This is a genomic window from Flavitalea plasmicola (assembly GCF_030546645.1).
Lineage (GTDB): Bacteria > Bacteroidota > Bacteroidia > Chitinophagales > Chitinophagaceae > Puia.
The window spans coordinates 39,800-54,295 of record NZ_JAUOTO010000011.1 but is presented as its reverse complement, the minus strand read 5'-3'; the positions used below and the strand labels follow the sequence as shown (position 1 = coordinate 54,295).

The window sequence follows — 14,496 nt, the reverse complement described above, 5'->3', positions numbered from 1 at the left end:
ATGCTGTCTTTCCCCAATTGTAAGATCAACCTGGGACTTCGGATCCTGTGCCGCCGGGAAGACGGTTATCACCAGCTGGAAACAGCATTCTACCCCCTACCCGTTAAAGATGTCCTGGAGACGATACGAAGTGAGGCGTTGTCTTTCACCGCCACCGGTCTGCCGATACCGGGAGATGCTTCCGCCAATCTTTGCCTGAAAGCCTGGCAGCTGCTGAAGAAAGATTTCGAACAACTGCCTCCCGTGGAGATCCACCTGCATAAACATATTCCCATAGGGGCCGGCCTGGGTGGCGGCTCGGCCGACGGCGCTTTTACGCTCCTGCAGCTAAACAGGCAATTCCGGCTGGGGTTGAATGAAGAAAAGTTGATGGCCTATGCGGCACAGTTGGGCAGCGACTGCCCCTTCTTCATCCTGAACAAGCCCTGCCTGGCCGGAGGAAGGGGAGAAAAGTTGGAGCCCATTGAATTGGACCTGTCGCGATTTTGGCTGGCGCTGGTGAGCCCCGGCGTTCACATCGGCACTGCCTGGGCCTTTTCCCAATGCACCCCTGCCCAGGAAGGCAGATCCATCCGCGAGATCCTTGCTCAGCCGGCGGAGACATGGAAGGATCAACTGGTGAACGATTTTGAGAAGCCCGTGTTCCTTGCCCACCCCGGTCTGATAAAAATAAAAGAGCAATTATATCGTGCCGGAGCCGTATATGCCTCCATGACGGGCAGCGGGTCCGCTTTCTATGGCATTTTCCCGCGGGACACCGGACTCACTTTGCCGGACGCATCCCTCTTTCCTGGTTATTTTTTCAGTATCGTATAGTTCTTGTAGATAAAGAATTGTTTGCCCGTCAGCTCTTCCAGCCGGCGCATAAGCATTTCCTTTATGCTCATGTCATTGCGCGTAGGATCATAATGGAATTGCCAGTCCTGGGCATCGATCACAGACTTCATGACAGCGGGATGCGTACCCTCATAGATCTTTAAATAGTCATAGTCCGCATAGTTGAAATCCTTGTTGGTCTCCAGGTATTTTTGCACCACCTCATCCGATTCATACCGGGCGATGAACGCCGCCCTTTTCCGCACCTGGTTGGCAGGATTCTTTACATGACTGTAATGGAATATACGCGCCTCCAGGGGAACGACACGCAGCTTACGCCCTTTCTCTTCCCACTGCCGTTCGGGGTTTTCGAAAATGCGGAAGCCTTGTGAATCACGATACGACCGTACATGAGGATCATTGCGGGTAATACGGATCTCATGCTGGTGGAATCGGCGGGAAGGCCCGTAATGCCTGTAATCGCCAAAAAAATTGATGAAATTGAACAGGAAACCTTCCACTTCCGGGTCGCCTGCATACTTTTCCATGGCAGCCCGCACCAGCGGAATGTCATCTTCATGCAATACTTCGTCTGCCTGGATATGGAAAGCCCAGTCCCCCGTCACATGGTCCAGCCCGATATTGGCCTGTTGCGCAAAGATGCGGCCGGCAGTACGCAGCTGCTCATCCCAGATGGTATCGACAATGCGGATACGGGAGTCCCCCAGGGCCTCGATGGCCTCCCTGGTTCCGTCCGTGGAATCCCCTACCACCATGATAAACTCATGGCACAAGGGAAGGACGGACGTAATGGCCTGGATAAAAGGGTAATCGTACTGGAAACCATTACGCACGTAGGAATAGGCGGATACTTTCATGTTGGTTAGCTACAATTTGCGCAAATTAGCTTTTATTTTTTATCTTGCAGTCAGATGTTTGTTAATGCCGCATATTACCTTTCACGGCCGTTCCTGCAGCGGAACCTCGACCTCCTCGATCACAGTTGGTGACGATATGGCCCCATTCATCTGAGGCATCGCTTCCTTTACACTTTTTTTTCTTCTATAATTTAATATTTTATGCCTGGTACCTCCCTATCCCCTGCCCTTTCGGATCGCTCACGCCTTTACCTGGATCTGGAAGAAAAATATGGCGCACATAACTATCATCCCCTTCCCGTCGTTCTCAGCCGGGGAGAACGCATCTATCTATGGGATGTGGATGGCCACCGCTATATCGACTGCCTCAGTGGCTATTCTGCCGTCAACCAGGGACACTGCCATCCTAAGATCATCAACGCCCTGGTAGAGCAGGCACAGCAACTAACGTTGACGTCCAGGGCCTTTCACAGCAATACCCTGGGCGAATATGCTCAATATATTACGACCCTTTTCGGATATGACAAGGTACTGCCCATGAACACGGGCGTCGAGGCAGTGGAAACAGCCATCAAGCTCTGCCGTCGCTGGGGCTACCAGGTGAAAGGCATCCCGGAGAACAAAGCCAGGATCATTGTCTGCGCCGACAACTTCCACGGAAGGACAAGTACCGTGATCTCTTTCAGCACAGACCCCGATTCCAACAGCCGGTTTGGCCCCTATATGCCAGGCTTTGTCATCATCCCCTACAATGACACCAATGCCCTCCGGCAGGCATTGCAGGACCCATATGTGGCCGGATTCCTGGTCGAGCCGATCCAGGGCGAGGCCGGCGTGGTAGTGCCCGAAGACGGCTACCTGCGCAAAGCCTGGCAGCTGTGCCGGGACGCCAATGCCCTCTTCATCGCAGATGAGATCCAGACTGGATTGGGACGCACAGGTCGCATGCTGGCCTGTGACCATGAAGAAGTGCGGCCGGATATCCTCATCCTGGGGAAGGCGCTCAGTGGCGGCGTATTGCCCATCTCTGCCGTGCTGGCGGACGATGACATCATGCTGACCATCCGTCCCGGCGAACACGGGTCCACCTATGGCGGTAATCCCCTGGCCTGTAAGGTGGCAATAGCCGCACTCACCGTGCTGCTGGAAGAAAATATGACGGAAAATGCACAACAATTAGGAGAGCTTTTCCGCGCTGAGCTGCAAAACCTCGATTCACCTCATATTCAGCTGGTAAGAGGTAAAGGCTTGTTGAATGCCATCGTCATCCGGCATGCCAACCCCGGCGCCGCCTGGGAGCTTTGCATGGCCCTGAAAGACAATGGCATGCTGGCAAAACCCACACATGGCGATAAGATCAGGCTCGCCCCTCCCCTGGTGATCACAAGGGAAGAGGTGCTGGCATGCATTGGCATAGTGAAAGACAGCCTGCTTACCCTTGACCGCATCGGCCAATGACCCTTCTCTTTGTTGTGAAAAGGCGTTAAATTCGCGGTCACTATGAATAAACAGTTACAGGCTGGTCACGTCGAAGAGCATTTGAAGGGATCGGAGATCCTGAGAGATATCGTCATCGGTATGTCGGACGGATTGACCGTGCCCTTTGCCCTGGCGGCAGGACTGAGCGGAGCCGTCAGCGCCAATCACCTCAACCTTATTTGGATCGCGGGCATTGCAGAGATAGCCGCAGGCTCCATCGCCATGGGATTGGGAGGCTACCTGGCCGGCAAGACAGAAGTAGACCATTATAATTCCGAGCTGAAGCGGGAATACGATGAGGTCCAGCGAGTACCCGACAGGGAAAAGGAAGAGGTAAAAGAATTCTTTTCCGGCCTGGGTCTGAGTAAAGAACTACAGGAGAAGGCCGCGGACGAGATGACCAAAGACAAGGACGTCTGGGTGGACTTCATGATGAAATATGAGCTGGGCCTGGACAAGCCCGATCCCCGGCGGGCAGGAAAAAGCGCTTTTAATATCGGGTTCTCCTACATTGTCGGCGGTCTCATACCGCTAAGCCCTTATTTCTTCGTGGATGATGGACTGACAGGCCTGAAGATCTCCGCCTTCATTACTCTGATATGCCTGTTCATCTTCGGCTATTTCAAGAGCAGGATGACTGGCGTCAATCCGCTGGCAGGCGCCATACGGGTGATGGTCATCGGGGCCCTGGCGGCAGGCTGCGCCTTTGCCGTCGCAAGACTGATCCAGCACTAACGCGATTTGTCCTTCAGCTGGATATCGGGGAGCACCGCCGCAACGACCATGATAATGGAAGCCAGCAACATCAGGAAAATACCGAGCCTCTTTTCAGGGCAGATCCCCCTCGCGCAGCCGGTAAAGCGGATAAAGATATTAATGGCAAAAGCGAAATTTATAGCGCAGACAAAAAGATTACCCCGCTTGGCCCAGATCCGGGGAATAAGGAACAGGACAATGGCGATGCCGCAGAAAAACACAAAGATCCTGCCCGGCCGGCCATAAGCATTGTTCTCCGAAAAAAAACCGGTAAACTCCTTTTGCAGTTCCGGATAATACGCCCAGGGAAGATAACAGGCACCCATCAGCAACAGGGCGGCGGCGACCCCGATCCATTGAGAATACTTCATCCGCGCAAATTACAGCAAATTCATCATCCGGCCCTTATCTCCTCCAACTCATATCTCCAGCTTCTCCGGCCGCCCCGCCGTCAACCACACCAGCCTCTCCCCCAACCCCGCAGCGATGATCTGCTCCCTGGACGCTGCCCTGTCCTCCAAAAAATGCTCCCAGCCTTCCTGGTGAGTAGGGACCAGCTTGTTCACCTTCATAAGCTTAGCCGTGCGGATAGCCTCCTCCGTAGTGAAAGTGAGATAACGATCGCCTATCTGCGCCGGGAACCCTGCCCTGCCAATGTGGAGAATGGCCGTATCGACGGCATAGCGTTCCGCCACCTCCTCAACGCCCTCGAAAAAGACGGTATCTCCCGATATATACAATACCCCATTTTGCTGACCATCCCATTCCAGGATAAAGCCCAGTACATGTCCTGCTATACGATGCAGTTCCTCATCCGAACCATGCATACAGGGCGTTCCGGTGATCAGCAGGCCGGGCACCTTATCCGTTTCGATCCGCACCGTCTCCCACTCGTCGATGCCCGTCACCGTCGCAAGGCCCAGCCTTTCACGCGCCTCTTTTGTAGAGATCACCCGCGGCGCCGTCTGCAGGAACGCCCGGCCACTGTCATCCAGGTTGTCCTTATGCTGGTCATGGCTCAGCAACACCAGGTCCACTTGTCCCAACGCTTCCGGCCGGATAGCCGGAGAACCCGTTTTTTTCAATATCCTGCCCGAGCCGCTTTGATAGGTCCCGCCTGCCGCGTCGAAGGTAGGATCGGTGACGATGCGAAAACCATTGATGTCGATCAGCATACATGCCGTGTCGATCTGTGTAATAATAACTTGCATAAATCCTATTTTAATACCTGTAATTGCAATTCGATCAGCGGGCCGAGCGCCTTGGGATCAGGATGGATCCGGCGGGTGATATTCAGGCCATTCCACATGGTCTGTAAATAACGTGCCAGCACGGTTGGGTCTTCCTTTGTCTGCAATTCCCCTGATGCCTGTGCCGCAGCGATATAGTGACCGAACAGCGCTTCCATTCTTTCCAGCCGCCGGGCGGCACGTGCGCTCAAGGCATAGTCAGTATTGGTAAGCTCAACAACCGTGTTGCCCATAAAACATCCCTTTTTATGCTGGATGGATCTACCGTCCGCGATCTCCCGAAAGAATTCCCTGATCCTTTCGATAGGATGCGGGTGCGTGGGAAGATCGCCCGCCAGGCGGTGCACGGCGTCATTCACAAAGCGATCCATTACTTTCTCAAACAGCTCTTTCTTACTTCCAAAAGCATGATAGAAGCTGCTCTTGCCCATCCCCATGGCCCCCAGCAGATCGTCCAGGGAAGTAGCCTCATAACCCCTTGTCCAAAAGAGCTCCGTCGCTTTGTCCAGCACTGCTGCTTCATCGAATATGGACGGGCGTCCAGCCATGATCGTGTGTTTATTACGTAAAGTTAGTATTTTGTACTAATTAGTACAAAATTAATTTCTTGAAAATAAACAAATAAAGTATTTAATGTATATATTTTTTTGTATATTTGGACAGACCACTTGTCCTGCCGATCTTTTCTCCCTGATTCCTATGTCCCTCCTGCATATCCTGCAAAAATCAATGCATCGATCCCTTTATTTACTGCGCTGAAAAAACTAATGATCGCCGTCGACGTGATCAAGCAACGATATTGCCATAATTTATGATAGTTAATCTATTGCCCCGCCATTCCTCGAAAAGGTGTCATTCTCCCCCTTATGAGCTGATTCCAGCACGTTCTGTTTTTTTATTAATCCCTAACCAACACAATAGATCATGAAATCAGTAAAATTTGCCGCAACAGCGATTGTATTTGCCATAGCCATCTTTTTAAGCTGTAAACGCGAAAACTTAAGTGACTCCGCCTCAACAGACGCGCGGGCGGCAACAAAAAAAGTCCCATTGAATGCGCCTGTGATCACATGCGGAACTTCAACAGACTCCTCTATAAACATCCAGGTATGCGCAGGTGCTTCCGGCGCCCCGGCTGGTATTTCCGTTCAGTGGATGCTGAAGTCGGATTATGACGCCCACGGATGGGGCAGCGACTCGGATACTACGCTCTGCGGTGCGTCATTCTCCGGGGTACCAAAGTGCTCTAGCTTCAAGCTGACGGCCAATGCCTGTATGACGATCAACATCGGAGCGAACCGGTTCGACGCCTGCGGCGCCTCTTCATCCTGCACTGGCAAGCTTGCCTGTGGCTCCGATTATGTTTTCCGTGTATTCGCCCACAACGACCCTGTTTCCGGACTCGGGAAAAGTGGTTTTTCAAACACGCTTACCTGCTCCACGCTGCCTTGCACTTGCACTTATTCCCAGGGATACTGGAAAACACATGGCCCCGTGGGATGTGCCGCCGGCAACAACGTCAATACATGGAAAGCGACGAGCTTGTGGCTGGGCACTGTCTCATACTCTGACTTGCAATTGTGCAGCATCCTGAACACGCCTGTTGGCGGCAACGGGTTGCTCTCATTGGCTCATCAACTGATTGCTGCGAAATTAAATATTGCCAAAGGTGCCAACGGCTCGGCAGTTACCCAGGCGATTGCAGATGCAGATGCATTGATCGGAAGCCTGGTAATTCCCCCTGTTGGCGGCGGAAGCCTTGCCCCGGCTACGACAAGCGCGCTTGTTACAGCCCTGACCAACTATAATGAAGGGGTGACTGGTCCCGGACATTGTGCCAACTAAGCTGGCATCCTTAAAACAACAACAAAAGAGGATCTTACGAAAGTAAGGTCCTCTTTTTTGATCAAACCGCCGGGAAATCTTAACTTCAGTAGGCTAACTTTGTTGCAAACCTTCAAATCCTGTAAACATGAGCGCTATTTCACGGAGACGTGCCATTAAAACGATCGCTGCCGGCGGCGGCATCCTGTTACTCTCTCCCAAAACGATCTTCTCATCCTCCCGCAACTATAAAGACAAATTGGGCGTGGCCCTGGTAGGCCTGGGATATTACAGCACCGATTTGTTGGCGCCTGCATTACAGCAAACAAAACATTGCTACCTGGCAGGCATTGTTACGGGCACACCCGCCAAAGCTGAAGCATGGAAGAAAAAATACAACATCCCCGACAAGAACATTTATAACTACCAGAATTTCGATTCCATTGCCAATAATTCTGATATAGATGTGATATATGTGGTGTTACCTCCTTCGATGCATAAAGAATATGTGATAAAGGCCGCGAATGCAGGCAAAGAAGTGTGGTGCGAAAAACCAATGGCTTTGACGGAAGCCGAATGCAGCGCCATGATCAATGCCTGTCGCTCCAACAAAAAGTCACTGGCCCTTGGCTACCGGTTGCATCATGAGCCGAATACACAGGAGTGGCGCCGGATCGTGAAGGAACGGCAGTTGGGAAAGATTATCAAAGTGAATTGCGCAGCCGGTTACTACGAAACCCGCACCAACCACTGGAAACAGAAAAAAGAAATGGGCGGCGGTGTATTGTACGATATGGGCGTATACGCGATCCAGGGAGCAAGATTGGGCACGGGCATGGAACCAGTTGCCATAGTATCAGCCCAGACTTCTACTACGCGGCCCGAGATCTATAAGAACGGTCTGGATGAAACAACCATCGCCACACTTGAATTCCCTGGAGGTGTAACAGCCGAAATTAAAACCAGCTTTGGCGAAAACATCAACTTTCTCAATATCGCCTGTGAAAAGGGAGACATAAAAATGCAGCCCTATTCCGCTTACAATGGCCAGAACGGCAGCAGTCCGCTGGGTACCATCAATCATCCATATGACATCCCCTTCCAGCAGGCCACGCAAATGGACGACGATGCATTATCTATCATGCAAAAGAAACCCATGCTGGTGCCAGGTGAAGAAGGTCTGCGCGACATTCGTGTGGTCGAAGCCATTTATAGGTCGGCCGCTACGAAACAGCGTGTGAGGCTATAGACCTTTGGCGCTAGCACATTCATCTTTCTCGCTTTATCCCCTGCCACCCCTTTTCAGGCGCCATTTCCCTCAATTCATTCCCCATCCACTTGCCTAAGGCCTTCCATGAGTGGTATTATTGTGCCATTAACAGCAACCAATGAACCAAATTGTTACTGGCCTTCTTTTAGCCATGCTATTTTTCTCCTGCAAAAAAGGGAATGTCAACAGCGGCGACCTTCCGGATCCCATATCCGGAACCCCACTGAAAACCGCCATCGGCGTACCTCAGGGCGATGCCGTCACGAAAAAGATCGGTGCAGCCGGTGGCAGCATTGCATCCGCCGATGGCAGGATGCGCATCGACATTCCCGAGGGCGCCTTATCGGGCGAGCAAACGCTCAGCATCCAACCCATTACCAATACGTTGGATTTTGCTACCAGCGCTGCTTATCGCCTATTGCCCAAAGATCTCGCTTTTCAGAGACCGGCCACGGTTACGTTCACCTACACAGAAGCAGAGATCAAATCTACCCTGGCAGAGGGCCTCGGCGTAGCAGGACAAACGGCGGATGGCAGCTGGGCCGTTTTGCCGAAGAAGCAATTGAATAAAGCGCAGAAGAAAGTGTCAGCATCCTTTTCGAAAGCGGTGGATCTCACCTTTTTTCCGCTTTGCTATATCAAGCCTTACGACGCCCGTGTAAAAACGGGCGAGAAAATTCAGCTCGCTATATTGGCCACCCTGCCCGAAGGCATGGAAAAATACCCCGAAGTGGACGGGAGTTATATCACCGGGCCCTATCCGTTGAATCCCGGTTTGGTGGGCGATTGGTCCTACAGTGGAAAGGGCCATTTAACGTCCGGCGGTGCAACCGCGGAATATACCGCACCCGCACAAGTGCCCTCACCCAATCCCGAAGCGGTAAGTGTCAAGCTAAAGCTCAGTTTACCCGGCGTCTTCCAGTTGATTTCAAATATCACCGTATTAGGTGAGCAACACATTGACTACCTGCAGGTAGACGAGACCGAAATGGATGCCGGCACCGCGAGCTATCCCAGTCGCCTCTACATCCATGGCAATTTCGGCAACGACCCGGGGATAGGCAAGCGCAGCGTGAAGATCAACGGTTACAACTTGAACGTCGTTCTCTGGACACCTAACCTCATCCTCTGTGACCTGCTCGCTTCAGGACCGAACGCTTCCGGCCCCGTAGTAGTGAGCTGTGATGCCTTCACCGATACCAAGCTGCTCAACGAATGGCTGATTACGCTGGAATACATGAAAGTTGAATCACCGGATGCCGCTCTCACCCGCCGGTTCGATCTCAACGTCCGCCTGCGCGGTGATGCCGATGGTTTCTTCAAAGCGGGCCAGCACTCGCTGTTCAGTTACACCGATATCAATATCAACAGCAGTGGCGTGGTGAATATGCCGGCAGGAACTTTCTCCACACATACGGAGGCCGACGGCTGCGCCGATCATAAAGTGAACTGGGACAAGCTGGAAAATGTGGCTGTCGGCCGCATCAGGCATGAATCCTACGATCCGGGCGTCAGCGGTGAAGTGGTGCATGCACCGGATGGTTTCAAAGTAAAGCTGCGCTTCAATTCAGGCAACATCCTTCGGTGTACCCGCATCGAAACGCCCTGTGGCAGTCCCGCCAGAACCAACATCGTGATGGAACCCATCCTGCTCGCGGGATATGAAGATGCTGAGATCCATTTCCAGTTCTCAGGTGTAGGACAACATGCTTCCATCATGGCGGGCTCCATGCCCGAGTTGAAGCGTACCGGGGTTGCATCCGGTCTCTACTTCGATCAAAGCCAGTTGAACCCCGACCTTTTCTATACTCGTATGAGCTGGAAAGTGGCGCAACCGAAATGGTAAAAAAAAGAGGCCGTCTCACCAATAATTGAGACGGCCTTCATCTGATTTATTACCGTTATTTTAATGCCTTATAGCTAAATTTCTGCCCGCCCAAGGAGGCCTCCAGCATTAATCCACCTTTTTCCTGGGAAAATACCACTACGCCGTCTCTGTAATTCGCATTGGCAGAAGCGCCTGCTTTAGCAGCGATTGCCGAAACTTGTCCGCTGAATTCAACTTTGTCTTGCATAAAGCGATCCAACGCGTCTTTATTTTGAAAAAAGATAACTTCCCGGTATGCTTGTCCCCCTGCCTGCGCACCCACCGTTACCTGTGTCATCTTGGCCATACCCACCGGCTTTCCTTTTTCATATACCATCCCTCTGCCTGCGGCTCCGCCTACTCCTAAACCTCCCTTACCTACATTGGGGAATATTACATATCCGGCGGAATTCTTAAAGAGATTTTCCATAGATGGATCTGCCTTTAAGAAGGCGGCTTTGGCCTTTTTGCTGTCCTCCATTATCCTTTCCTGGTTACCTTCCTGCGCCTTTACTATTCGTGGCAAAAAAAGACCCGACAATATCATTAGGAATACTGCCATCCTGGTCCCGCTTATCTTTTTCATAAATAACAATTTTAAGTTTTACTGTTTAAGAAGGTTGTACAGTAAAAGCTAGGCAAAAAATCTGCCATTAGCGCCACGCCAGGTAAGAGATTGACGACCAGCTACATATATTATATTGAATACTTTCACTGCTGCAGATAACGCGATTAATTATCCCCATCTACCCGATCGTCTCTCAGCCCGCAATATTATGCCAGTCTGCATAAGGCAGCCGGTTCAAACCGCATTGTCTGATCAGATAATGGATGAATATCTAACGGAGTGGAAATAGGTTACCAGCGCTTTGGACCCGCTTCTTTAGCTTCCTTAATGTTCAGCGGATTCGTCTCCAATATTTTGCCCTGCAAAGCAGCCATTGCCTGTTTCGCCTGATCATCCTGCTTCATCTCGACGATTCCTTTTCCCTTGCTTAGACCAGAGAGAGGGTCGATGAGGATTCTTGTATAATCCACCCAGCCAAATGGGTTAAATAGGCGTTGAAGATCAAATTTGTCGAAATGGCGCGGAAGGCCAGATATTGTCATTCGCATAAGGCAAATATATACTGTTTTCATGCATGATCAAATAGCATTAAATCAACTGACTATCAATGCATTAAAAAAAATACCACATTTGAGCATGCCCCAGCGGGTAGTTGCCCAGGCTTTTCTCACCAGCAATACTCTCGCTAAATGTCGTAACTTCCTCATCCCATCTCCATTACATGCCCATACGCTCCGCCCCATTCTACCTTATTTCCGTTTTGTCCTGTGTGGCCCTCATTGCATGTGTACATTCATCAGACCGGTCTATTCTTGTCCGAATAGAGGCGGACCATAAGATCGGCTATATCGACAAGGCGGGGAAAATGGTCATTCCCGCGATCTATTACAATGGCAGCGATTTTTCGGAGGGGTTGGCCGCCGTCCGGGAAAACGGACTATATGGTTACATCGACTCAAAGGGAGATTTCACAATCACCGCCCAGTTCGACTGGGCCGAGCCTTTTTCGTGCGGCCTGGCACTCGTGTACAAGGATGACCATTTCTATTACATCGATCATCAGGGGCGGTCGGCCTTTCCCTGTGCATACGAAGAACTCTCTTCATTCCAGCACGGTGTAGCGGTCGTACGTACCTTCTCTGGTCACCGCGGCTTGATCAACACGCAAGGCAGGCTCGTTCTCGACACCCTTTACGGAATGATCACTGATTTCGACGACGGCCTTGCCTATGTAGACTCCGTTAGTCACGATGGCCATACCCAGGAAGGAGTGGTCGATACACTGGGACATTTCGTCATTCCGGTCGGCAAGTATGCAACGATCAGCCGACCGCACCATGGCTATTGTCTGGCCGTTGACAGCCCCGATTACCAGATAGTCGTGGATCGATCGGGCAAGGTTGTCCTTCGCCGGCAGCAACTCCATGGTACCAGTATCAGCGAAGACGGTTTTTCGGAGGACATCGCGCCCCTTGCGCTTTACAAATTTTGGGAGCCCGAATCACCGGGTGTCCTTTATTCATCTGCGAAAGGTTATATGGGGTTCATTGACCTCCACAACCACGTCCTGCTCAACGATACTACTGTCGACGACGTCCGCCCATTTACCTGCGGGCGCGCCTTCATCCGGCATCGCGGGGGAAACTACCTCCTCGTCGACAGGCACCTGCAACGCGTAGGAAATGAAGAGTACCGTAAAGTAAAAGATCCGGGCTTTTTCCACGGATACGCCATTATCGACAATGATCAAAGCAATGTCATCATCGACACCCTCGGTCGCGTGGTGTTCAAACCTTCTGATGCACCCTTTCACCAACTGGAGTTTCTGGACGATTATCATTTTGTCGATCGATATTTTCATGGACAAAAGCCCCACTACGGAATTGGCGCCTTCAACGGCAAACTTATCCCCACACCCCCTCTCGATGAGGTTGATCGGTCCGGGTTCCTCAATGGTCTGTTGAAAGTGATCGTCGCCGGCAAACTGGCAGTGATGAACACCTCAGGAAAAATAGTTTGGCAAGACAGTTTGCGTTCCAATTCCCACCTACGGACGTTTAACTCGGATTATATGCTTCGCGGCTATTTTTACGCATATTCATCGCCGAACAAAAACGGAGAGCCGGCTCGCAGCGGCGGTTGGGCGTTATCTAAGAACATTCCCAGGAAGATCCGGGATGTCCCCTTTGGCCCCGACAGCCTTCACCTGCTCATCGATACCGCACTGACCGATACGTTTTCAGTCGACTTTCGAGGCTACCGGGTATACCTTGCCAACACGACGGGTGACACCTGTTGGTTCCCGGCCGAAGACAGTCGCCTGAATTGCACCACTCAGGCTCAAGGGAAAGATGGTTCCTGGAAAGACATCGATTATCTGCCCAACAGCTGGTGTGGCAACAGCTATCACAAAATAGCCCTCGAGCCCGGTGCCTACTGGAAATTCACCATGCCGCAAATGGATGGTGCTATTGCAGTCAACGTCCGTTTGCAGCTTGAATATCTGGATCCGCAACATCCCAAAAAGAAGAAGGTATTATACAGCAACGTCATCCACGGGGCCATCAACCCTGCCCAACTGTGGAACAAACGGCCTTATTCACCACAGGGAATTATGGACCCGTACGCCGACTAAGCTTAAAAAAAACTAAAGTCCGCATGTACACAAAAAAAAACCGCCTTTCGGCGGTTCTTGATTGGCTGGAGGTCTCGAGCAGATTCGAACTGCTGTAGAAGCTTTTGCAGAGCTCTGCCTAGCCACTCGGCCACGAGACCCTATACCCGCCCTAAAGGTACCTTTTTCCAGACATCCTGTTAGAGATACCTTATTTTTGAGCAGGTGCAAAATTAAGATAATTTTGAAGAAGTTCGAAAAAAAACATCAGAATTTATGCAAGCAATCGCTGAAAGTGAACTTATTATCAATAGCAGAGGCGCTATTTACCACCTGGACCTCAGGCCGGAAGAGCTGGCGGACACCATATTTACCGTGGGCGACCCCCTCCGGGTATCTGCCGTCAGCAAGCATTTCGACAAGATAGAGCATAAGACGCAACACCGGGAATTCGTCTCCCATACGGGGTACATTGGTAAAAAACGGGTCACCGTCGTCAGTACAGGCATCGGCACCGACAATATCGACATCGTCCTCAATGAGCTGGACGCCCTGGCGAATATCGACCTGGCTACCCGTACGGTGAAACCGACGCTTTCTATTCTGACCATCATCCGGATGGGCACCTCCGGCTCCCTGCAAAAAGACGTCCCCGTAGACGGCTTTGTAGCATCTACCCATGGTCTCGGCATCGACAACCTGTTGAATTTCTACCGGCATGAGGAAAATGAAGAAGATAAGGCCCTCCTCCAGTCCTTCGCTACCCAGACCCAACTGCATCACCGCCTGGCACAACCCTATATCAGCGGGGCCAGCCCCACCCTGCTCCGGCACTTCGTAGATGGCTTCCACCAGGGCATAACGGTCACCTGCCCCGGGTTTTATGGACCCCAGGGAAGGGTCCTGCGTCTCGGATTGAGCCAGCCGGAGCTGATCGACAGGCTGACAGGCTTTTCCTTCGGGCCCCACCGAATCACTAATTTTGAAATGGAGACGGCCGGTATTTATGGATTAGGGCGGCTCATGGGACATCACTGCATAAGCCTCAGCGCTATTGTAGCCAACCGCATCAATAAGACATTTTCGGCGGATGGCACTGCTGCCGTTGAGAAGCTCATTAGCGAGACACTGAGAATTGTCGAGAAGATGTGATACTTTTGTCCATCTTAGACCC

The 14,496-nt window shown here is 51.6% G+C and carries 14 protein-coding genes and 1 tRNA gene; 8 read left to right on the top strand and 7 right to left on the bottom strand.

All coding sequences use genetic code 11. From position 1 onward, the window contains the following. Positions 1–816, top strand: a complete 816-nt coding sequence (gene ispE / locus Q4E93_RS32280; protein ID WP_303592081.1) for a 4-(cytidine 5'-diphospho)-2-C-methyl-D-erythritol kinase — start codon at positions 1–3, stop codon at positions 814–816. Here the strand turns inward: ispE and Q4E93_RS32275 are convergent. Beyond that, a complete protein-coding gene (locus Q4E93_RS32275) occupies positions 795–1,694 on the bottom strand; it encodes a glycosyltransferase (RefSeq protein WP_303592080.1) in 900 nt (299 codons plus the stop codon). The two genes, ispE and Q4E93_RS32275, sit on opposite strands and share 22 nt — an antisense overlap. Positions 1,695–1,895: 201 nt before the next feature. Between Q4E93_RS32275 and rocD the strand changes: the two genes are divergently transcribed. Together rocD and Q4E93_RS32265 are read left to right on the top strand one after the other, a co-directional pair. Then, positions 1,896–3,152 (top strand): ornithine--oxo-acid transaminase, encoded by a 1,257-nt coding sequence (rocD, locus tag Q4E93_RS32270; protein WP_303592079.1) that lies wholly within the window; start codon positions 1,896–1,898, stop codon positions 3,150–3,152. 42 nt (positions 3,153–3,194) lie between these two features. After that, positions 3,195–3,908, top strand: coding sequence for a VIT1/CCC1 transporter family protein (locus Q4E93_RS32265; protein WP_303592078.1), 714 nt, complete (start codon positions 3,195–3,197; stop codon positions 3,906–3,908). Here Q4E93_RS32265 and Q4E93_RS32260 read toward each other — a convergent pair. Genes Q4E93_RS32260 through Q4E93_RS32250 form a run of 3 tightly spaced genes read right to left on the bottom strand, consistent with a single transcriptional unit; the run spans position 3,905 to position 5,727 of the window. Continuing rightward, the gene (locus tag Q4E93_RS32260) at positions 3,905–4,300 is read right to left on the bottom strand and encodes a hypothetical protein (protein WP_303592077.1); all 396 of its coding nucleotides are present in this window, start codon (positions 4,298–4,300) and stop codon (positions 3,905–3,907) included. The genes Q4E93_RS32265 and Q4E93_RS32260 overlap by 4 nt on opposite strands. 48 nt (positions 4,301–4,348) lie before the next feature. After that, positions 4,349–5,140: an MBL fold metallo-hydrolase gene (locus Q4E93_RS32255; protein WP_303592076.1), complete on the bottom strand. Its 792-nt coding sequence runs from the start codon at positions 5,138–5,140 to the stop codon at positions 4,349–4,351. Positions 5,141–5,145: 5 nt separating this feature from the next. Next, a complete protein-coding gene (locus Q4E93_RS32250; RefSeq protein WP_303592075.1) occupies positions 5,146–5,727 on the bottom strand; it encodes a TetR/AcrR family transcriptional regulator in 582 nt (193 codons plus the stop codon). Between the two features lie 376 nt (positions 5,728–6,103). Between Q4E93_RS32250 and Q4E93_RS32245 the strand changes: the two genes are divergently transcribed. From Q4E93_RS32245 to Q4E93_RS32235, 3 genes are all read left to right on the top strand, one after another. Beyond that, positions 6,104–7,024 (top strand): hypothetical protein, encoded by a 921-nt coding sequence (locus Q4E93_RS32245; RefSeq protein WP_303592074.1) that lies wholly within the window; start codon positions 6,104–6,106, stop codon positions 7,022–7,024. A gap of 127 nt (positions 7,025–7,151) precedes the next feature. After that, positions 7,152–8,252, top strand: coding sequence for a Gfo/Idh/MocA family protein (locus Q4E93_RS32240; protein ID WP_303592073.1), 1,101 nt, complete (start codon positions 7,152–7,154; stop codon positions 8,250–8,252). 139 nt (positions 8,253–8,391) lie between these two features. Then, complete coding sequence (locus tag Q4E93_RS32235) at positions 8,392–10,119, top strand: hypothetical protein (RefSeq protein ID WP_303592072.1); 1,728 nt, start codon at positions 8,392–8,394, stop codon at positions 10,117–10,119. Between the two features lie 55 nt (positions 10,120–10,174). Here the strand turns inward: Q4E93_RS32235 and Q4E93_RS32230 are convergent, their stop codons facing one another. Then, positions 10,175–10,726, bottom strand: coding sequence for a lipid-binding SYLF domain-containing protein (locus Q4E93_RS32230; RefSeq protein WP_303592071.1), 552 nt, complete (start codon positions 10,724–10,726; stop codon positions 10,175–10,177). A 272-nt stretch (positions 10,727–10,998) separates the two neighbouring features. Further along, the gene (locus Q4E93_RS32225; protein ID WP_303592070.1) at positions 10,999–11,280 is read right to left on the bottom strand and encodes an RNA recognition motif domain-containing protein; all 282 of its coding nucleotides are present in this window, start codon (positions 11,278–11,280) and stop codon (positions 10,999–11,001) included. Between the two features lie 149 nt (positions 11,281–11,429). Here Q4E93_RS32225 and Q4E93_RS32220 point away from each other — a divergent pair, with 149 nt between their 5' ends. Next, on the top strand, positions 11,430–13,343 hold the full coding sequence (locus Q4E93_RS32220; protein WP_303592069.1) for a WG repeat-containing protein: 1,914 nt from the start codon (positions 11,430–11,432) through the stop codon (positions 13,341–13,343). A gap of 66 nt (positions 13,344–13,409) precedes the next feature. On the opposite strand, the gene Q4E93_RS32215 is transcribed toward Q4E93_RS32220, so the two are convergent. Then, a tRNA-Cys gene (locus Q4E93_RS32215) sits at positions 13,410–13,483 on the bottom strand. Positions 13,484–13,598: 115 nt separating this feature from the next. Here Q4E93_RS32215 and Q4E93_RS32210 point away from each other — a divergent pair. Beyond that, on the top strand, positions 13,599–14,474 hold the full coding sequence (locus Q4E93_RS32210) for a nucleoside phosphorylase (RefSeq protein WP_303592068.1): 876 nt from the start codon (positions 13,599–13,601) through the stop codon (positions 14,472–14,474). Positions 14,475–14,496: the final 22 nt, after the last annotated feature.